We start from the raw sequence: 19518 nt of genomic DNA, 5'->3' as shown, positions 1-19518 counted from the left end.
TTGCAAATTCCAGTAACAAACCAAACTGCTAAGGCTAACGGAGGATTACTCGCCCTAACGGGCTCATGATCCTCACAGCGCTCCCCTTTGCAAATACAAACCCAGCATGGCCTTGAGGCCATGTGGTTTTTTGTTCCCCTTACGCCAGGCTCAAGCAAGCTTGGCTGGCTTCGGGGAACAAAAAACCCGGCAACTTTGGTTGCCGGGTTTGTGCTTGTAGTGACCGCGGGAGGATTCGAACCCCCAACCCTCAGAGCCGAAATCTGATATTCTATCCAGTTGAACTACGCGGCCGTTAAGTGGGGCGCAATTTAATCAAAAAATGTGAGTCAAAAAGGAACCCGGGACAATTGGTTTCATCCGGGATTCACAAGGCCCCTGTCCTATTTATTCAATTCCTGACGCACCAGGTTCGCAATGGTTTTTCCATCTGCTTTTCCGCCGAGTTTCCCGGACAAAACACCCATCACACGGCCCATATCCTTCATGGAAGTTGCGCCAAGGCTTTGGATGGCCTCCTGAACTTCCTTTAAAACTTCTGCTTCGGATAACTGCTCAGGCAGGAATCGCTCTAAAACTGCAATCTGCGCCAGTTCTGGTGCGGCCAGGTCATCACGCCCCTGCTCGGTATAAATTGCCGCGCTGTCTTTGCGTTGTTTGACCAGTTTCTGAACCAGGGCTATCTCTTCGGACTCCGTCATTTCACCTCCCCCGCCTTTGTCGGTCTTGGCGAGTAACAAAGCGGATTTTATAGCTCTTAAAGATTCAAGGGCCACGGTATCTTTAGCCTTCATGGCCGTTTTCAATTCCTGCATTACCTGTTGCTGCAAACTCATTTCCTGCGTATTTAATTAGGGGTACGAAGATAAAAAAAACCCGGAAAGGCTACCTTCCGGGTTTAGAGTCGATAATCCAACCGCTACCTTAATCTACATTGTCGTGCAGAAAGGAATTGTTCGAACGCAATCTTAGTTCGTCGTTGCTGTCTTCACTCAGGGTCGTACGCGAAACTTTTCCCGCTCCATCGGGATTCTGGTTTAGATCAACCCCCTGTCTTTTATAGGCGGGTTCTTTTTCAATCTCGTCAATGTTGGCGCGGTTATGCTGGAATTTATAATTGAAGTCCTTGAGTTTCCGCCTTCTTTCATCAGCTCTTTCTTTCAGAATTTCAGATATGGGGCGGTCTGTCGGCTCATTTGTCTCCGGGGCAGCCGGATTTTCAGGTCTGTCAATTACCTTTCGTTCAAAAACGAGTTCCCCTCCTGTGAGTTTGGGGTCGTAGTGTTCGGCTTTAGAGGTGGCACCGGTTAATTTTTTCTCCAGATCCAGGTATTCATCCAAACTGTAACGGGTTTCCCCTTCCTTTTCATAGTCGAGAACCGGAGTAATCTCCACGTGTTCCCTGACATCCATCTCGTTAATATCATCTCCCAGATCAAAGGTGATTACAGTTTCCTGTTCCTCTTCTTCCGGTGTTTCCGATTCCTGCTTTGGCCCTAAGGGCATATCAAAAGCCAGGGCAAACTGGTCTTCCTTCTCTGACATTGGGGTAACTACCTGTGGATCCACTACCTCGATGTCCCGGATGAGATCGCCGGCCTCGACAAAAACAAAATCCTCCTCTACGGTCGATTCTTCCATCGCCTCTTCCACTACTTCCTCGTAAAACACATTGAAGTTCCGAATGAACTGCGTAGTCTCTACCAGATCCATCTCAGGTGGCCCCTGAATTTCTTCCTGAACAATTTCCGGAATATCCTCATCCATTTCAAGGGTGTGAATCACCTTTTGTTCGCTGAGGTCCTGTTGGGCCTTTTGCTCATCCTCCAGGGTGTGAATGATCTTTTTGGATTCGGTATTGACGATTTCGTCCTGCTGGTCTACGTTAAATCCAGTGGCAATCACGGTAACGGCAATGGCTTCCCCGAGGTTCTCATCCTCTCCTACTCCCATAATGATATTGGCACTGTGCCCGGCCTCAACCTGAATATGGTCGTTAATCTCGCCAATTTCGTCAATGGTGATCTCCTGAGATCCCGAAACAATAAGGAGCAATACGTTTTTCGCGCCCTTGATTTTATTGTCGTTCAATAGTGGGGAGTCGAGCGCCTTGGCTATCGCCTCCTGTGCCCTGGAAGAACCTGATGCCATGGATGATCCCATGATGGCTGTACCGCTATTTGAAAGGACCGTTTTGGCATCTCTAAGGTCAATATTCTGGGTGAAGTGGTGTGTAATAACCTCTGCTATTCCCCTTGCAGCTGTAGCCAACACTTCATCGGCCTTGGCAAAACCGGCCTTGAAGCCCAGGTTCCCATAGACTTCACGCAATTTATTATTGTTAATTACGATCAGGGAATCCACGTTGTTCCGCAGTTTTTCGATTCCTTTTTGCGCCTGTTGGCATCGCGTTTTGCCTTCAAACTGAAAGGGCATCGTCACGATCCCAACGGTGAGAACATCCATTTCTTTGGCCTGCCGCGCGATTACAGGTGCTGCACCCGTTCCCGTGCCCCCGCCCATGCCGGCAGTGACAAAGACCATTTTTGTGTTTGTGGACAGCATTTGTTTGACCTCTTCCATACTCTCCAGTGCCGCCTGCTCCCCTACTTCGGGATTTGCACCGGCACCCAACCCTTCGGTAAGGGTTACGCCGAGCTGAATTTTATTGGGTACAGCGCTGTTCTGAAGTGCCTGTGCATCCGTATTGCAGATCACAAAATCCACGCCGTGAATCCCGGCCTGAAACATGTGATTAATCGCATTACTTCCTCCTCCTCCAACGCCGATTACCTTGATTACGTTGCTTTGGTTCTTGGGTAAATCAAAGGTGATGTTATCCATTTCCATATGTTCTTTTTTTGTTCATTTAGCGGTTATTCCTGTCAGACTCGGGGTCCTTATTCGGCATTATCCAAAAACTCTTTTAGCTTGTCGGCCCATCGATCGAGCACGGATTTACGTTCTGCACCCAGGGCAGAAGCATCATTTCCGGATCCGGTGACCTCTTCCAGTACCATCTCCTCGTCCCCTTTCAAGGGTTCTTCAGTTTCTTTTCGCTTGTCATTGCGGTATTTGGTCTCAACCGAATTCATGAGCAGCCCGACAGCAGTGGCGTAGGTGGGGCTTGCAATCTCCTGATCAGAATCGCCTGCCAGGTGCTCATTCGGATAACCTATCCGCGTATCCATTCCAGTGATGTACTCTACAAGTTGCTTGAGGTGCTTTAACTGACTACCTCCCCCGGTGAGTACAATACCTGCGATAAGTTTTTTCTTCTGTTCCTCATGACCGTAGTTCTTGATCTCGAGATAAACCTGTTCGATGATCTCAACCACCCGGGCATGGATTATTTTGGATAGGTTCTTAAGGGTAATTTCTTTGGGCTCCCTTCCGCGCAGTCCGGGAATAGAGACGATTTCGTTGTCCTTGTTCTCCCCGGGCCAGGCTGAGCCAAATTTCAATTTGAGCAGTTCGGCCTGCTTCTCAATGATCGAACAGCCCTCTTTAATGTCCTCAGTAATGACATTGCCACCAAATGGAATCACAGCCGTATGCCGGATAATTCCATCTTTAAAGATCGCCAGGTCGGTAGTTCCACCCCCTATATCTATCAGGGCCACCCCGGCTTCTTTTTCCTCCTGGCTGAGCACCGCATTGGCAGAAGCAAGTGGCTCCAGGGTAATGTTGTCCAGGTCAAGGCCGGCACTCTTAATACACCGACCGATATTCTTAATGGAAGATACCTGACCGACGACCACATGGAAATTGGCTTCAAGGCGTCCTCCGTACATCCCGATGGGCTGTTTGATTTCGGCCTGCCCGTCTACCTTGTGTTCCTGGGGAAGCACGTGAATGATCTCCTCCCCGGGAAGCATGACGAGTTTATACACCTGATTGCAAAGTTTCTCCAGGTCCTCCTCTCCAATGACCTCCTCGGGATTGGGTCTTGTGATGTAGTCGCTGTGCTGCAGGGAACGGATATGTTGTCCGGCGATACCAACGGTAACCGAATCGATTTTAATCCCGGAGTTCTCTACCGCCTGGTCTACTGCCTGCTGTATGGACTGTATCGTTTGGGTGATGTTATTTACAACCCCACGGTGCACCCCAAGGCTCCGGGATCGGCCGATACCGAGTACCTCGATCTTTCCGTATTCATTCTCCGTGCCGATGATGGCGACAATTTTGGTGGTACCGATATCGAGACCAACTGAATAATTCTTTTGCTCCATTCCGAATTAAATTTTAGTACAAACTACCTGGTTATCGAATTCGAGACTCACTACCTGGTAGGACAACAGGGTATTCTCCTGAGCGGCCTGGGCGTAGAAAGCCTTAAAATTTTTAAACTTTTCATCCAGGTCTGAGACATCCCCAAGGCGCACCAAAAAATGCTCCATGCGGAATTTCAGGTGGTAATCGGATTCCCCTTCGATATGGATTCCAATCACATTCTTACTCAGAAACGGATCCTGATTGATAAACTTTAAAATCACATAGGCATCCTCAAGGGTACTGCCTGTGATTTTCCCCGTAATAATAGGGACTCGTGCAGAGTGACTAGGGGATAAGGGCATTTTCAGGCCCTCGTCATCCAGGTAAAACGGATGCGCTCCAGCTACACGACCGATAGGTTGCCGTTGCGTAATTTTCGTATAAAGGTTACCATCAACAGTAAGATATACTTGGGCGTTTTTTACCATATCACTGGTCTGCAGAACCGATTCTATAGTATTCAAAACTACCCCTTCTTTGGGCATATTACGGAGGGGGCCATAATTTTGTATTAACAATTTATTAACCGTACTTTCTGTCAGATAATAATTATCCCCCGCTTCAAAGGCAATGCGCACATCTTTTATGTTTCGTTTAGAATTACGAACCTCAGAAAAAGCGTATAATCCTGTTGTACAGGCTATTAAGCCTAATAATTTTAAAGTGTTCCAGTTAACTCGCATCTCGTAAAGCTTTTTTAATTACGTGGACTTCCTGACCGATATCCCCGGCACCCATAGTGACGAGAACCTGAGGTTTCCGCTCTGTGATTTCGAAGATCAACTCAGTTTTAGAAATCATTTTTTTATTCGGATTTTGAATCTTCTCCAATAGCCATTGCGAATCGATGCCTGCAATAGGCATTTCACGGGCCGGATAGATATCCAGTAGCCAGACCTCGTCGAACCGCGAGAGGCTTTTGGCAAACTCAGGTCCGAAATCCCGCGTCCTTGAAAAGAGGTGCGGCTGAAAAATGGCTAAAATCTCACTTGATGGATATTGCTCCCGCAATGCCTCGTAAACCGCATCGATTTCGGTTGGATGGTGGGCGTAGTCATCGATATATACCTGACCTTCTCCCTTGAGTACAATTGAGAACCGCCGCTCCACTCCTTTAAAAGTTGCCAACCCCCTGATAAGATCTTCGGAAAGGGAGGTGATTTGCATGGCCATGGCAAAAGCTGCCAGGCCATTTAACAGATTATGGTGGCCGGGTTTGTTAAAACGCACCTGCTTAAAAACCTGCTCAGGGGTATGAATCTCAAAGAGATAGCCCCCTTCTTCCTGTCGTAGGTTGCGGATGCAGTACTCCGAATCATCCTCAATACCGTATCTCAAACCTGAAAGGGGCAAGCCATTGCGCACGAGCAGGGTTCCCCCTGGAATCAATTTTGTGGTGAACTCCCGGAAAGAAGCTTGTAACTGCTCCCCCGACCCATAAATATCCAAATGATCTGCATCCATGGAAGTCACACAAGCCACCTCTGGGGCAAGCCATAGGAATGAACGGTCGTACTCATCGGCTTCTACCACCGAAAACTCCGTTCCCTCGAGGACAAAATTACTGCCGAAGTCTTCGGAGACGCCTCCTAAAAAGGCCGTAAACCCAATACCCGCCTCATGGAGCAGATGGGCGAGAATACAGGATGTCGTTGTTTTCCCATGTGTGCCGGCAACCGCCAAACACCGGCTGTTCCTGCTGATCAGGCCCAGAACCTCTGCCCTCTTTTTAATTTGGAAATCCCCCTGCCGGAAATAGTTCAGTTGCTTATGGGTATTTGGTACCGCGGGGGTGTAAACCACCAGTGTCCCCTCAGGGTTTCGGAAGGCAGCGGGTATAAGATCTATGGAATCTTCATAATGCAGGGCGGCCCCTTCGGATACCAGGACATCCGTAAGGGGTGTACGGGTTTTATCATACCCGGCAACTTCTTTTCCGAGATAGATAAAATACCGTACCAGGGCCGACATACCAATGCCGCCTGCCCCGATAAAGTATACCCGATGAATCGTATTCATTCCGCCTGGTTTTTATTGAGGATCTCTTGAATTTCATCTACAATTTCACCCGTTGCCCCCGGCCTTGCCAGTTCCTTGAAATTTGCTCCCAGGGATTGCATCTTGGAAGGATTCCCGACCAATTCTTGCACCGTTTTTTCAAACGAATGTTTCAATTCGGATTCCAACAACACGACTGCGGCGTTCTTGGAAGCGATCGCCTCTGCATTTTTTCGCTGATGATCTTCGGCCACGTTCGGAGATGGGATAAAGAGCACCGGGGCGCCCACCAATGCCAGCTCGGAGACCGACCCGGCTCCCGCCCGGGAAATGATCAGGTCTGCCGCAGCAAAAGCGGCCCCCATATCTTTGATAAACGGGATTACCCGAACCCCTGGACCGTTGTACTTGCCATAGGCATCATAGTAGCCTTTCCCACATTGCCATAGGATCTGAAATCCAAGATCCCCTAAAAATTGGAGTTCGGCTTCGATCAGCTGATTGATCCTGCGGGCACCCAGGCTTCCACCCAGGACCAATAAGGTTTTTTTGTTATCCTCGAGTTCTAAATCAATTTTGGCCTGTTTGCTATCGGGCAGCGGATTGCTCAAGGCTGCGCGTACGGGGTTTCCGGTCAGGCGGATTTTATCCCCCGGGAAAAAGCGCTGCATCCCCTCGTAGGCTACAAAAATCCGTACGACTTTGTCCGCCAGCCATTTGTTGGTGATCCCCGCATAGGAATTCTGCTCCTGAAGTACGCAGGGGATACCCCTTAGGGAAGCCATCCGCAGTGTTGGCCCACTGGCAAAACCCCCGGTTCCAATAACCAGGTCTGGTTTAAAATCATTTATGATCGCATTTGCTTTCATCAGGCTAACCAGCAATTTCACAGGAAAAAGCAGGTTTTTTAAAGTTAGTTTTCGCTCCAGTCCACTTATCCACAATCCTTTGATCTGATATCCGGCCTGAGGAACTTTTTCCATCTCCATCCTGTCGCTCGCCCCCACGAAGAGGAACTCAGCTTCCGGATACCTCCGCTTAAGTTCATCGGCTATAGCTACAGCCGGATATATATGTCCTCCGGTACCACCCCCGGAGAGTAAGAACCTATAGTTGTCCACTCAGTATTTCCAGAGGATGCTCCTCATTGTTTTTATCTGTTACAATCTCTTCCATTCTCGGGTTTCTGCTTGAACTCAAGACAACCCCAATCGCCATACAGGTCATCCATATGGAGGTACCCCCACTACTGATTAGGGGAAGGGTCTGTCCGGTTACCGGGAATAACTCAACGGCAACTGCCATATTTATAAGGGCCTGAAAAATAATAGGCAGGCCGACACCCATAACCACCAGTTTTCCAAAGACAGAGGTATTTGCATTGGCGACGACTACTATTCGAAACAGGAGTAAGAGGTAGAGAAACATGAGTGAAAATCCTCCTACCAGACCGTATTCCTCGATGATTATGGCATAGATAAAGTCGGAAGAACTCTGTGGCAGAAAATGCTTCATTACGCTTTTACCGGCCCCATTGCCCATCACGCCGCCACTGGCAATGGCTATTTTTGCCTTTTCAATCTGATAATCCCCGACACCATCCTCCCCGTCCCAGAAGTGCTCCACCCGGTTCATCCAGGTATCCACCCGGTTTGGAAAGACATCCGGAATCGCTTTGGCTACAAGGATAAAAAGAGCGAGAAAGGTGATACCCGAAGCTACCATCCCGACAAGATATTTCAAGGGGTACCCCCCGAGAAAACAGAGGGTCAGTATCATGACGAACAGGATCGCAGCTGTTGAAAAGTTTGCAGGGAGTATCAGCAGGAGAATCACCGAAACTGGGAGCCACAGGGGAAGTATGCTCTCTTTGAAAGTGATCTTGCGGTCGCGTATTTTAGAAAGATACCGGGCTACGTATACCATAAGTACAACAGCTGCCAGGTTTGAAGTTTGAAAGGTGATTCCTACAAACGGAAGCCGAATCCACCTGCTCGCATTTGCGCCTTCAATGGTCGTCCCCTGGGCCAGGGTATAAATCAGCAACAGGATCACCACCGGAAGTGCGATTATAGATAAACCCTTGTAGTAATGCGTGGGAATCTTGTGCATCCCATAAATAATACCAAAACCGAGTATCAACAACATCCCGTGCTTTAGCAAATGTCCTATGGTTGTTCCGTTGCCGACGACGTAGACCAAATTACTGCTCGCACTGTACACCGGTAAAAAGGAAAACAGGGCCAACAGGGCCACTACGGCCCAAATGGCTTTATCTCCTTCCAGATGTTGCAGAAATCGTTTCATCTTTACAAGGACTTTACAGCGGCTTTGAATTGGTCACCCCGGTCTTCGTAATTCTCGAAAAGATCAAAACTCGCACAGGCAGGTGAAAGTAAAACAGTGTCTCCCCGTTTTGCAATTTTATAGGCAATCTTCACAGCCTCTGTCATCCCGTAAGTCTCTACCATCAGATCCACAACATTTCCGAAAGCTTCCATAATTGGGGTATTGTCTACTCCCAGACAGATGATGGCCTTGACCTTCTCCCGGACCAAAGGCAAAAGGGAGCGGTAGTCATTCCCTTTATCAACCCCACCGACGATCCAAACCGTCGGATTCTTCATGCTCTCGAGGGCGTAATAGGTGGCATTCACATTCGTAGCCTTTGAATCGTTTATGTATTGTACGTGCTGAATTTTGAGCACCTTTTCCAGACGGTGTGGTGCCCCCTGGAAATTAGCCACACTTTGACGAATGGTCTCTTTGCGTATACCCAGCAATTGGGCTACAGTGGCTGCAGCCATGGTATTCTTTACGTTGTGTAGCCCTTCGAGGGCGAGGGAATCCGTGTTCATTTTCAATAATTTAGTATCCGTTCGTATTTCAATTTGATTCTTATTCAGCATGCCGCCTTTTTCAAGCGGTTTTTCCAGGGACAGCGGCCAGGCCTGAGGCCGCATAGACTCCGGTCGGATTTCACGGGCCAGTACCGGGTCATCCAGATCATAGATAAAATGATCCGTCTCCGTCTGGTTTTCAAAAATCCGGAGCTTTGAGCGGGTATAATATTCCATCCGGTTCTCATACCGATCCAAATGATCGGGGGTGATATTGGTTATGACCGAGATGTGCGGATGAAAATCCTGAATCCCGTCCAACTGGAAACTACTCACCTCCAGCACGTAATACTCCCGGGGCTCGCGCACCACCTGCAGTGCAAAACTATCCCCGATATTACCTGCAAGACCCACATCCAGTCCGCCTTCCTTAAGCAGGTGGTGGGTGAGCATAGCCGTTGTCGTCTTGCCATTGCTTCCCGTGATCGCGATTAGTTTTGCAGGGGTAAACCAACTGCCAAATTCAATTTCTGAGATAACCGGAATCTCCGACTCCCTCATGCGAACCACAATAGGAGCACTATCTGGTATACCCGGGCTTTTAACACATAAAGCAGCAGTCAGCAAACGCGCTTCGGAATGTCCGCCTTCTTCCCACTCAATTTCATTCTGTATAAGAACATTTTTGTACTTCTCCTGTACGTGGCCAAAGTCAGAAACAAAGACCTCGTACCCCTTATTCTTCCCAAGGACCGCAGCCCCAATTCCGCTTTCGCCTCCCCCAAGAATTGCTAGCCTGCCTTTGTGCATTACCGGATTTTCAGTGTCACAATAGTGATGATGGCCAACAGTATTCCAACAATCCAGAAGCGGGTTACGATCTTACTTTCGTGATACCCTTTTTTCTGGTAATGGTGATGCAGGGGGGACATCAGGAAAATGCGCTTTCCCTCACCGAATTTTCTTTTGGTATACTTGAAATAAGATACCTGAATCATGACAGACAGGGATTCGGCGAAGAAGATCCCACACAGGATGGGGATGAGTAACTCCTTTCGCACAATCAGCGCGATTACCGCGATAACACCGCCGATTGCCAGGCTACCTGTATCCCCCATAAAAACCTGGGCGGGATAGGCGTTATACCATAGAAATCCAATGAGTGCCCCGACAAAAGCGGTTATAAAAACAACCATCTCACCTGCCCGGGGGATAAAGAATATATCGAGGTAATCTGAAAAAATTACATTTCCCGAAACCCAGGCAAAAATCCCAAGGGTAAGGACGATGATTGCCGAGGATCCGGCCGCCAGCCCATCGATCCCATCGGTGAGATTTGCTCCATTGGAAACAGCTGTCACGATAAAAATCACGATAGGGATAAACAGCAGCCATGCGTAGTCCTTCGCCCCTTCTCCCATCCAGCCAATCCAATTGGCATAATCCAATTGATTATCCTTGAAAAAGGGCACATTGGTCATCAGGGACTTTACTTCACCTCCCTTTATTTCCTCCAGCTGAAACTCAGAAGTGATGACCGTCTGGTTCTTTTCCTGAACGGTAACATCCGGGTGAAAATAAAGGGTGGCCCCAACGATAAAGCCCAGCACTACCTGCCCGAGCACCTTAAACCTGCCCTTGAGCCCCTCCTTGTTCTTTTTAAAGATTTTGATGTAGTCATCGATAAAGCCAATTATCCCCATCCAAAGCATGCTCACGATAAGGAGAATCACATATATATTATCTAAACGCGCAAAGAGGAGTACGGGAATAAGGGTGGCGAAAATGATAATAATACCACCCATAGTCGGGGTCCCGGCCTTTTCCTGCTGACCTTCCAGCCCCAGGTCCCGAACGGTCTCCCCAACCTGCTTTCGCTGAAGCATAGTAATAATCTGCTTCCCATATACGGTAGCCAAAACAAGGGATAACAGCACAGACATAGCCGCACGAAAAGTGAGAAACTGGAAGAGCGAAGCCCCAGGAAACTGGTACTGGTTTTCCAAATACTCAAACAGGTAGTATAACATCTGACCTTTTGTTATAAATTATTGGCACCGCCTATCAGGCGTTTGCCTCTTGTTTTTCCAATTCTTCCCTGACGATCTTGTAATCGTCAAACGCTTTTCGAACGCCATTGACCTCCTGATAGGTTTCATGGCCTTTTCCCGCAATGAGAATAATATCGCCCGGGTTGGCCAGTTTGCAAGCCGTGCGTATCGCCTGCCGGCGATCCTCTATGGACACGATTTTTCGAAGGTTTTGAGCCTCCACCCCAGCTTCCATCTCACGGATTATTACTCCCGGATTCTCCGATCTTGGATTATCTGAAGTGAATAGTGCCGTATTACTCATTTGTGAGGCAATATGCCCCATTACCGGACGCTTAGACTTGTCACGATCACCACCACACCCCACTACGGTGATGACGTTTTCATTTCCAGTCCTCAATGCGTTGATTGTTGTCAACACATTTTTAAGTGCGTCCGGCGTGTGGGCATAATCGACAATTGCCGTAATTCTTTTTTTTGATACAAAATGCTGAAACCGTCCATCTACATTGCGCAGTTGACTGATTCCCTGCAGGATTTCCATAGACTCCAGCCCCAGGAGACTAGCCGTAGCGTAAATAGCAAGGACGTTGTAGGCGTTAAAAGCTCCGATGAGCTTTGTCCAGACTTCGTGTTCCTCAATCTTGAGCAATTGGCCATCCAGCTGCTGTTCGAGAATCTGCGCCCTGAAATCCCCATAAGTCTTCAGTGCATAGGTATATTTGCGCGCCTGTGTATTCTGAATCATCACCAGGCCGTTCTTATCGTCCGAATTCGTGAGGGCAAATGCGGTTTTAGGCAAGCCGTCAAATAGCTTTTTCTTGGTATCCCGGTAAGCCGCAAAGGTCTTGTGGTAGTCCAGATGATCGTGGGTGAGGTTCGTGAATACTGCACCTTCAAAGCGCAGACCCTCTGCTCTTCGCTGCGCAATGCCATGAGAACTCACCTCCATAAAACAGAACTCTACTCCGTCCTGATTCATCAGCGATAAATGCCGGTTAATCGTCAGGGCATCCGGGGTGGTCAGGTTTGTTTCGTATTCGGTATCATCCACCATGATCCGAATGGTGCTGATAAGACCAACTTTATAACCCGCAGTCTTAAAAAGATGGTAAAGGAGTGTACTGACCGTAGTCTTGCCATTGGTACCGGTTACCCCGACCAGTCGGAGGTTTTTTGAGGGATTGCCGTAGAAGTTTGAAGCCATAATTGCCAGGGCCTGCTGACTATCGGATACCTGCACATAGGTCACCCCATCATTCAGGGTTTCCGGCATGGTTTCACACACCACTGCTTTGGCCCCTTTCCGGGTTGCTCCATCCACAAAACGATGGCCGTCGGCCTCAACGCCCTTTATGGCTATAAACACGTCCCCTTCACCTACTTTCCTCGAGTCAAAACACAGATCGCCAACCGCAATGGCAGTCGAACCGCTTACGGCAGAAATAGAAACCCCAAACAACAAGTCTTTAAGCTGTTTCATGAGAGTTCCAGTACAATTTTTTTGACTTTCTTCAAGTCTGTTCCTTTGGAAACAGATTGTTTCTTCACCTTTCCATTCCCGCGAATTTCCACTTCAACCCCGAGATTTTCCAGCAGGGATACTGCGTCCATTCCGCTCATGCCTCTTAAATCGGGAACCGCTTCAAAGGGCTCCTGAGATAATTCGTAATACCCTGAATAGGATTTTTCAAGAACCGAAGAAGAGATTGCAAGGCTTTTCAGCTTGGTTTCGACCGGTTTATTAGAGGTAATCTTCCGGGCTACTGATCTGAAGACAGGACCTGCGACATCTGCCCCGTAGTAGCCGACACTCTTGTCCGGTTCGTGAATCACTACAATACAGGAATACTCGGGTTTGTCAGCCGGGAAGTAACCGGCGAAAGTAGAAATATAGCCCAGTTTATCAGGATCTTTCGAGGCGTAATTCTTTTGAGCCGTACCGGTCTTTCCTGCCAGGGTCAAAAAGGGGGATTCCAGGCCATGACCTGTCCCCTCCGGACTCGCTACGACATTCCTGAGCAACTGCTGCACCTTTTTTACAGTGGCCTGAGAACAAATTTCAGGATTGAGGACATCCTTATCAAAATGGGCAACCGTGCGGTTCCATTCGCGTACCTCCTTTATAAGTCTCGGCCGCACGAGCTCCCCGTTATTCGCAATGGCATTGTAAAAGGCGAGTGTCTGCAAAGGCGTCAGGGAAACTTCGTATCCATGTGACATCCATGCGAGCGAAATTCCCGACCATCCCTTATCACCCGGACTCCTTAATACAGGTTTACCCTCTCCCTTTATAGGCATGCCGAGCTCCTTATCCAGACCCATGGACTTAAGTCGATCGGTAAATGCACTGGGATCGTCCTTGTAATTTTCGTGGATCATTTTGGCAAAAGCAGTGTTTGAAGAAACCTCGAATGCCTTGCCCACACTTATTTTTCCATATCCGCCGCGACGGGAATCCCGTACGACCCGATCGTAAATCTTCCAGGTCCCCTTCTCTGTATCCACTACCGTACTGGTATCCAGCTTGCCATCTTCCATGGCAGCCACCAGGGACATTAGTTTAAAGGTTGAACCGGGCTCATGGGACTCCCCAATGGCATAGTTCAGTCTTTCGTAGTAGGTATCCTCATCGGTACGACCCAGATTACTAATCGCTTTGATCTCACCTGTAGCCGTCTCCATCACGATAACCGTCCCGTGTTCTGCTTTGTAGTGTTCGAGCTGGCCGAGGAGCGCATGGTGGGCGATATCCTGTATGTTGATATCGATGGTTGAAATCACATCGTACCCGTCCTGAGGCTCAATGATATTGTCCAGACCAATGGGCTTCCATTGTCCTTTGGCAATTTTTTGTTTGAGGCGTTTGCCTTCAATTCCCCTTAAGTACCTTCCGAAGGCCCCTTCAAGCCCAACTCGGGTAGCGTAACCGTTCTCATCAAATCGCTCATAACCCACGCTACGCTCGGCAATTTTACCCAGGGGATGCTCCCGCACGATTTTCTGTTCGGAGATCATTCCACCCTTATACGGCCCCAGTTTAAAAAGTGGAAATTCCTGTACGGCCATATACTGGGAGTAGTCCAGATTTCTGGCAATCAAAGCATAACGGTCTTTGGAAGCCCGTGCCTTCCGCAATATTTTCTCATAATGAGAAGCCGGTTTTCCAAGCAATTCTGAGAGCTCTCTGGACAGCGGACCTACCCCGGCTTCAAAATCCGGGGCCGAAACCGTTACAGCATCAAACCGAATGGTGTATCGGGAAACCGAGGTTGCCAGCAGACTCCCGTCATTTGAATATAAGTTCCCCCGGGTAGGCTCAATGGTGAACATTTTTTCTGTCCGTTTCATGGCCAGTTCTCTGTACTTATCGCCGTCTGCCGTTTGTATGTCAATCAGCTTAACCATTACGGCAACTGCGAATAGAAACATCCCTCCGGAAACCAGATACAATCGAATCAATATGTGTTTTGAGGTAAAGGACACGTTCAGGGTTCAGTTTTGGCTACGATTATTTTTACAGGTGGCGATTCCGCGGGCAGGAGTCCGTCCGCATAAACAGATTCCCGTATGGTGGATTCCAATTTCAGACGCTGCACTTTAGAGCGCACCTCCACAAACTCGCTTCTCAATTGTTTAACTTCCTCGTTTAAGGCAGCTATTTCGTGTACTTTTCGGTCCGCCGAATGTGAACTGGCAATCATTACCGTTGCCAGAAGGGAGGCAAAAACGATGAAAAGCCAGTTCTTGGGAGCGTCTCCACTGACCAAAAACCGCCCCTTAAGCAAGGATACCAGACTCTTTTTCATTCCTTACTGGTTTTTAGTGTTAACTTCTATTCTTTCCGCAACCCGCAACCGTGCACTACGAGCTCGGGGGTTGGCGCTGACTTCTTCAGCTGATGGGGTAACCGGTTTGCCTATTGCTTTAAAAGGTGCAAGTGGGTTTCCATAGAAATCTTTTTCAACCACACCTTCAAAATTTCCGCTCCGGATGAAACGCTTAACCAACCGATCCTCCAGGGAATGGTAACTAATCAGACTCAGGCGACCTCCGTAGCGCAACAATTCAACAGACTGCATCAGCAGTTCCTGAAGCGCGATCAATTCCTGGTTCACCTCTATCCGAATCGCCTGATAGGCCTGAGCCAGTCCTTTATGCTCCTTCCCTCGCTGTAAAAAAGGACGAAGAATTGCATTCAGTTCCTCGGTGGTTTCAATGGGTTTTTCCGCTCTGGATGCTGTGATTGCCCGGGCTATTGCCGGGGATCGCTTGAGTTCTCCATATCTGGATAACACCTCCCGGATTCGCGCCTCGGAATAGGTATTGACCATCTCCTTCGCAGAGAGGGACTCCTTTTGATTCATCCGCATATCCAGGTTTGCGTTAAAACGGGTGGAAAAGCCGCGCTCCGCCTGATCAAACTGGTGGGAGGAGACTCCGAAATCCCCCAGGATTCCATCAACTTTCAAAATGCCATAGAACTTCAAATACTGTCGTATATACCTGAAATTCGCACTGATTAATTCAAAACGGCTATCGTCAGGTTTATTCGCAAGGGCCGCTTCATCCTGGTCAAAGGCAAAAAGCCTGCCTTCCGGCCCCAATCTTTTCAATATCTCCATACTGTGCCCGCCACCTCCAAAGGTGACGTCCACATAAATACCGTTTTCAACGACCGCGAGGCCTTCAACGGTTTGATGCAGTAATACCGGTCTATGATACGGAGTCTCCATCATCCCCCATCACCTCTTCAGCGAGATCTGCAAAATCAGAAGCCGTTTCCTCCAGCACCTGCTCATACGCCTCTTTATCCCAGATTTCGATGATATTAATCGCCGAGCTCAGCACCACTTCTCGTCCAATACCCGCAACAGCTATCAGGTTTTTGGGTATCAGCAGTCGTCCGGTAGCGTCGATTTCCACAATTTTTACTCCTGCGGTAAATCGCCTGATAAAATCATTATTCTTTTTCTTGAACCGGTTCTTACGGTTCAATTGTGTCATCAAACCATCCCACTCCGACATTGGATAGAGTTCCAGACAAGGCTGGAAAACCGAACGCTTGATTACAAACCCCTGATTCATGAAGGGAACCATCTGGTTCTTCAGGGCAACAGGCAGCATAACGCGGCCCTTGGCATCGGCTTTACACTCATATGTACCTATAATAGAGGTCACAGAAGGCTGGTTGATTTGTTAATTAAAACTCAAATATATAGAAATTATTACCACATTTTACCACAAACTACCACTTTGTTGACAAATTTCACCCCATATAGCCCGTTTCCCCTTCTTCTTTGTTAAAATCACATTGACCTCAGAAACCCTTCACAGGTAAATCGCTACTTAAATGTCCTACCGCAATACCCAAATGATGCATGACCCTAAGGAGTGCCATTAGGGGGAAATGTCTATATTTGCCAACGAAAAAGCAGGCAGAGACCCCATGGGAAATCAGATTAAGAAAGAAGGAAATTACCGGTATATCGAAACTGGTGAAGGTACTCCACTGATCATCTTACACGGTTTAATGGGAGGCCTCAGTAACTTTCACGGCGTTACAGACTACTTTCCTGAAAAAGGATATAAGGTTTTGGTTCCCGAGCTTCCGATATACGGGATGCCGCTCCTGAAGACCAATGTCAAAAGTTTTGCCAAGTACCTGGAGCGTTTTATCGAATTTAAAGGGTTGGAAAATGTAATCCTGTTGGGGAATTCCCTGGGGGGGCATATTGGCTTATTACATACCAAGCTTTATCCTGAGATGGTCAAAGCCCTTGTAATTACAGGGAGCTCCGGATTGTACGAAAGTGCTATGGGCGATGGATATCCGAAACGTGGGGATTACGAATTCATCAAGAAGAAGGCACAGGATGTTTTTTACAATCCCGAGGTTGCCACCAAAGAAATAGTCGACGAAGTTTTTGAAACCGTCAACGACCGGATGAAACTGGTTAAAACCCTTTCGATTGCCAAGAGCGCTATTCGCCATAATATGGCCAAGGACCTTCCGAAAATGAATACCCCAACCTGTATTATATGGGGTGAAAACGACTCCGTAACCCCTCCAAATGTAGCGGAAGAATTCCATGAGTTACTTCCGGATTCCGATTTGTTCTGGATACCCAAATGCGGCCACGCTCCCATGATGGAGCATCCGGGAGAATTCAATACGATTCTGCATGCCTGGTTACAGCAACGCGGTTTCTAGAGGGGTTATCTACGATCAATACACCTGGTAACACCAACCGGTTCCTAAGGTAATGCAGTATGAAAATAACCTCAGCAGAATTTCTTTGCAGCAATACAGACGTGGGAAAGTGCCCTTCGGAGCCCTTACCAGAATACGCATTTATCGGGCGTTCCAATGTAGGGAAGTCTTCCCTGATCAATATGCTCACCCAGCGTAAAGGGTTGGCAAAAACCTCTGGCCGTCCGGGTAAAACCCAGTTGATCAATCATTTCAAAATCAATGACAACTGGTTTTTGGTCGACTTACCCGGATATGGATATGCGCGAACCTCAAAAAAAGATAAAGCGCGCTTCCAGAAATTCATCACCCGCTATTTTACCCAAAGGAGCCAACTCCTGAATGCCTTCCTTCTTATCGATATTCGCCATGCCCCCCTTCCTATTGATTTGGAATTCATGGAATGGCTCAATTCCAAAGGGATCCCCTTTGCCTTAGTCTTTACAAAGGCTGATAAACTGAAACCAGGCGCAAGGGATGAGGCCATTAAGATGTATTTCGGAGAAATGCAGGCCGCCGGCTGGGTAGAGGTACCCCCGCATTTTGTCACATCATCTTCCAAAACACTGGGTGGAGAGGAATTGTTGAAGTATATAGGGGAAATTAATGAAGGGTTTCGGGCTTCGCAATCCAGGTTTTAGGGGGTACCCCCCACCCCTTAATTCAAGATAACATCTGTTCACGCAATTTCCTTTCACATTCCTGCTACTCTGACTGCATTACGATCTAAGGTTTTGTTCCAGTGCGCGGATTAACCCTTCAAGCGTTGTAATTTCAACAAATTGGTCAGGGCCAAGTAATTTCTTCCACTGACTCTTGTTTCGTTCCAAAACAAGAGGGAAGGCATAGGGAAAGTCACCTGAAATGCCCGTCTGATCAAAAGTATCCCGATAGTAGAAAAAGACGGGTTTTCCAACGGAGTCCAAAAACGTCCTCCATGCTTTTTTTTCCTTTGCAAATCCATGTGTTAATTCACAGAGGCGACAGGAATAGGTTTCGGGGCTAATCCATTTATGAAGGCTATCCTTTACCGCATTGAGGATCCCGGCGTCCGCATTCCAGACAAAAACCAGGCTGCCTTCCGGGTGATTCTTTTCAATGTCTGAAGGCCTTTGTTGCATCTTATTTTTCTTAACAAATCCCGCTGATAGGTTAATGCAGCCAAGGGTAATACCTTAGGCTTGGGGAGGGAGGGGAATTCCCCATCAAACACGATCTCCAGTTTGCAACCCACTTGCAGCATTGCATCCTCAATTCCCTTCCTACTGCAGGCAGCTCCCTTTAACCTTTCCTTATAACCAAATCGCATGCCGGATTTGTATCTTGTCCGTCAATTAGACCCACATCATATGAAAAAAATGCTTCAAAGATCAGGTGATAGGGGCCATGCGAACCATGGATGGCTTGAAAGTTACCACAGCTTTAGTTTTGCAAATTACTACAATCCAGAGAGAATGCAATTCGGGACACTTCGCGTACTGAATGACGATCGTGTTGCCCCGGGTATGGGATTCGGCACACATCCGCACCGAAATATGGAGATTATTTCCATTCCACTCCAAGGGGATCTCGAACATAAAGACAGTATGGGAAACACTACCGTAATCCGGGAAGGCGATGTACAGGTAATGAGTGCTGGAACCGGAGTCAGCCACAGTGAGTACAACAAAAACAAAGACCGGGAAGTCGCTTTTTTACAGATCTGGATTGTGCCAAATAAGGTCAATGTTACCCCCAGATACGATCAAGTTTCCCTTAACCCTGAGGATCTCAAAAAAACCTGGCATACAATACTTGGCCCGGAAGGAAAGCACAAGGGCTTATGGGTATACCAGGATACCTGGTTCCATATGGGAGATTTTCAGGGCACAACTTCAACGACATACAAAATCCGCGAACCGGGAAACGGGGTATATGTTTTTCTATTGGAAGGCAGGCTCAGAATGGCAGATGAAACCCTTAATCGAAGAGACGCCCTTGGTATTTGGGATGCCGAAACTCTTGAATTTGCCTTCGAGGAAGACAGCAGGGTATTGCTGATTGAAGTACCGATGTCCAATTGAATAATCAGCGGTTAAGGGTAAAAAAAATGAGTTTT

18 protein-coding genes and 1 tRNA gene are annotated in these 19518 nt (G+C 47.9%); 3 read left to right on the top strand and 16 right to left on the bottom strand.

The window, feature by feature from the left end:
- Positions 1–220 precede the first annotated feature (220 nt).
- The 15 genes from QU605_RS13870 to mraZ form a co-directional block, all read right to left on the bottom strand.
- Positions 221–294, bottom strand: a tRNA-Arg gene (locus QU605_RS13870).
- A gap of 89 nt (positions 295–383) precedes the next feature.
- Positions 384–836: a GatB/YqeY domain-containing protein gene (locus tag QU605_RS13865; protein ID WP_289725916.1), complete on the bottom strand. Its 453-nt coding sequence runs from the start codon at positions 834–836 to the stop codon at positions 384–386.
- An 88-nt stretch (positions 837–924) separates the two neighbouring features.
- A complete protein-coding gene (gene ftsZ, locus QU605_RS13860; RefSeq protein ID WP_289725915.1) occupies positions 925–2850 on the bottom strand; it encodes a cell division protein FtsZ in 1926 nt (641 codons plus the stop codon).
- A 50-nt stretch (positions 2851–2900) separates the two neighbouring features.
- On the bottom strand, positions 2901–4235 hold the full coding sequence (gene ftsA, locus QU605_RS13855; RefSeq protein ID WP_289725914.1) for a cell division protein FtsA: 1335 nt from the start codon (positions 4233–4235) through the stop codon (positions 2901–2903).
- A 6-nt stretch (positions 4236–4241) separates the two neighbouring features.
- Positions 4242–4961 (bottom strand): cell division protein FtsQ/DivIB, encoded by a 720-nt coding sequence (locus tag QU605_RS13850; protein ID WP_289725913.1) that lies wholly within the window; start codon positions 4959–4961, stop codon positions 4242–4244.
- Positions 4951–6297 carry a UDP-N-acetylmuramate--L-alanine ligase gene (locus tag QU605_RS13845; RefSeq protein WP_289725912.1) on the bottom strand — a complete coding sequence of 449 codons (1347 nt, stop codon included), beginning with the start codon at positions 6295–6297 and terminating at the stop codon, positions 4951–4953. The genes QU605_RS13850 and QU605_RS13845 overlap by 11 nt, the downstream gene beginning before the upstream one ends.
- Positions 6294–7397 carry an undecaprenyldiphospho-muramoylpentapeptide beta-N-acetylglucosaminyltransferase gene (gene murG, locus QU605_RS13840; RefSeq protein WP_289725911.1) on the bottom strand — a complete coding sequence of 368 codons (1104 nt, stop codon included), beginning with the start codon at positions 7395–7397 and terminating at the stop codon, positions 6294–6296. Before murG ends, QU605_RS13845 begins: the two co-directional genes overlap by 4 nt.
- The gene (locus QU605_RS13835; protein WP_289725910.1) at positions 7384–8583 is read right to left on the bottom strand and encodes an FtsW/RodA/SpoVE family cell cycle protein; all 1200 of its coding nucleotides are present in this window, start codon (positions 8581–8583) and stop codon (positions 7384–7386) included. The genes murG and QU605_RS13835 overlap by 14 nt, the downstream gene beginning before the upstream one ends.
- A 2-nt stretch (positions 8584–8585) precedes the next feature.
- Positions 8586–9926: a UDP-N-acetylmuramoyl-L-alanine--D-glutamate ligase gene (murD, locus tag QU605_RS13830; RefSeq protein WP_289725909.1), complete on the bottom strand. Its 1341-nt coding sequence runs from the start codon at positions 9924–9926 to the stop codon at positions 8586–8588.
- The gene (mraY, locus tag QU605_RS13825; RefSeq protein WP_289725908.1) at positions 9926–11146 is read right to left on the bottom strand and encodes a phospho-N-acetylmuramoyl-pentapeptide-transferase; all 1221 of its coding nucleotides are present in this window, start codon (positions 11144–11146) and stop codon (positions 9926–9928) included. Before mraY ends, murD begins: the two co-directional genes overlap by 1 nt.
- 34 nt (positions 11147–11180) lie before the next feature.
- Positions 11181–12650, bottom strand: coding sequence for a UDP-N-acetylmuramoyl-L-alanyl-D-glutamate--2,6-diaminopimelate ligase (locus tag QU605_RS13820; protein WP_289725907.1), 1470 nt, complete (start codon positions 12648–12650; stop codon positions 11181–11183).
- Entirely contained in the window at positions 12647–14653 is a 2007-nt protein-coding gene (locus QU605_RS13815; protein WP_289725906.1) for a penicillin-binding protein, read from the bottom strand. Before QU605_RS13815 ends, QU605_RS13820 begins: the two co-directional genes overlap by 4 nt.
- 2 nt (positions 14654–14655) lie before the next feature.
- Positions 14656–14976 carry an FtsL-like putative cell division protein gene (locus QU605_RS13810; protein WP_289725905.1) on the bottom strand — a complete coding sequence of 107 codons (321 nt, stop codon included), beginning with the start codon at positions 14974–14976 and terminating at the stop codon, positions 14656–14658.
- Between the two features lie 3 nt (positions 14977–14979).
- A complete protein-coding gene (rsmH, locus tag QU605_RS13805) occupies positions 14980–15903 on the bottom strand; it encodes a 16S rRNA (cytosine(1402)-N(4))-methyltransferase RsmH (protein WP_289725923.1) in 924 nt (307 codons plus the stop codon).
- The gene (gene mraZ, locus QU605_RS13800; RefSeq protein WP_289725904.1) at positions 15884–16348 is read right to left on the bottom strand and encodes a division/cell wall cluster transcriptional repressor MraZ; all 465 of its coding nucleotides are present in this window, start codon (positions 16346–16348) and stop codon (positions 15884–15886) included. Before mraZ ends, rsmH begins: the two co-directional genes overlap by 20 nt.
- A 268-nt stretch (positions 16349–16616) precedes the next feature.
- Between mraZ and QU605_RS13795 the strand changes: the two genes are divergently transcribed.
- Both QU605_RS13795 and yihA read left to right on the top strand, forming a co-directional pair.
- Positions 16617–17381: an alpha/beta fold hydrolase gene (locus QU605_RS13795; protein ID WP_289725922.1), complete on the top strand. Its 765-nt coding sequence runs from the start codon at positions 16617–16619 to the stop codon at positions 17379–17381.
- Positions 17382–17440: 59 nt separating this feature from the next.
- Positions 17441–18061: a ribosome biogenesis GTP-binding protein YihA/YsxC gene (yihA, locus tag QU605_RS13790; protein WP_289725903.1), complete on the top strand. Its 621-nt coding sequence runs from the start codon at positions 17441–17443 to the stop codon at positions 18059–18061.
- A gap of 78 nt (positions 18062–18139) precedes the next feature.
- Here the strand turns inward: yihA and QU605_RS13785 are convergent, their stop codons facing one another.
- Positions 18140–18541, bottom strand: a complete 402-nt coding sequence (locus QU605_RS13785; RefSeq protein WP_289725902.1) for a GTPase — start codon at positions 18539–18541, stop codon at positions 18140–18142.
- 228 nt (positions 18542–18769) lie between these two features.
- Here QU605_RS13785 and QU605_RS13780 point away from each other — a divergent pair, with 228 nt between their 5' ends.
- Positions 18770–19483 (top strand): pirin family protein, encoded by a 714-nt coding sequence (locus QU605_RS13780; protein WP_289725901.1) that lies wholly within the window; start codon positions 18770–18772, stop codon positions 19481–19483.
- Positions 19484–19518 lie beyond the last annotated feature (35 nt).

The sequence above is a fragment of the Robiginitalea aurantiaca genome, assembly GCF_030380815.1.
In the GTDB taxonomy this organism is placed as follows: Bacteria; Bacteroidota; Bacteroidia; order Flavobacteriales; family Flavobacteriaceae; genus Robiginitalea; species Robiginitalea aurantiaca.
The sequence above is the reverse complement of the archived record's forward strand: the minus strand, read 5'-3'. Positions and strand labels throughout refer to the sequence as shown.

Coding starts and splice junctions, on each gene's coding strand:
- QU605_RS13865 (WP_289725916.1), bottom strand. CDS start 836: ATGAGTTTGCAGCAACAGGTAATGCAGGAATTGAAAACGGCCATGAAG.
- ftsZ (WP_289725915.1), bottom strand. CDS start 2,850: ATGGAAATGGATAACATCACCTTTGATTTACCCAAGAACCAAAGCAAC.
- ftsA (WP_289725914.1), bottom strand. CDS start 4,235: ATGGAGCAAAAGAATTATTCAGTTGGTCTCGATATCGGTACCACCAAA.
- QU605_RS13850 (WP_289725913.1), bottom strand. CDS start 4,961: ATGCGAGTTAACTGGAACACTTTAAAATTATTAGGCTTAATAGCCTGT.
- QU605_RS13845 (WP_289725912.1), bottom strand. CDS start 6,297: ATGAATACGATTCATCGGGTATACTTTATCGGGGCAGGCGGCATTGGT.
- QU605_RS13835 (WP_289725910.1), bottom strand. CDS start 8,583: ATGAAACGATTTCTGCAACATCTGGAAGGAGATAAAGCCATTTGGGCC.
- murD (WP_289725909.1), bottom strand. CDS start 9,926: ATGCACAAAGGCAGGCTAGCAATTCTTGGGGGAGGCGAAAGCGGAATT.
- mraY (WP_289725908.1), bottom strand. CDS start 11,146: ATGTTATACTACCTGTTTGAGTATTTGGAAAACCAGTACCAGTTTCCT.
- QU605_RS13820 (WP_289725907.1), bottom strand. CDS start 12,650: ATGAAACAGCTTAAAGACTTGTTGTTTGGGGTTTCTATTTCTGCCGTA.
- QU605_RS13810 (WP_289725905.1), bottom strand. CDS start 14,976: ATGAAAAAGAGTCTGGTATCCTTGCTTAAGGGGCGGTTTTTGGTCAGT.
- rsmH (WP_289725923.1), bottom strand. CDS start 15,903: ATGGAGACTCCGTATCATAGACCGGTATTACTGCATCAAACCGTTGAA.
- QU605_RS13795 (WP_289725922.1), top strand. CDS start 16,617: ATGGGAAATCAGATTAAGAAAGAAGGAAATTACCGGTATATCGAAACT.
- yihA (WP_289725903.1), top strand. CDS start 17,441: ATGAAAATAACCTCAGCAGAATTTCTTTGCAGCAATACAGACGTGGGA.
- QU605_RS13785 (WP_289725902.1), bottom strand. CDS start 18,541: ATGCAACAAAGGCCTTCAGACATTGAAAAGAATCACCCGGAAGGCAGC.
- QU605_RS13780 (WP_289725901.1), top strand. CDS start 18,770: ATGAAAAAAATGCTTCAAAGATCAGGTGATAGGGGCCATGCGAACCAT.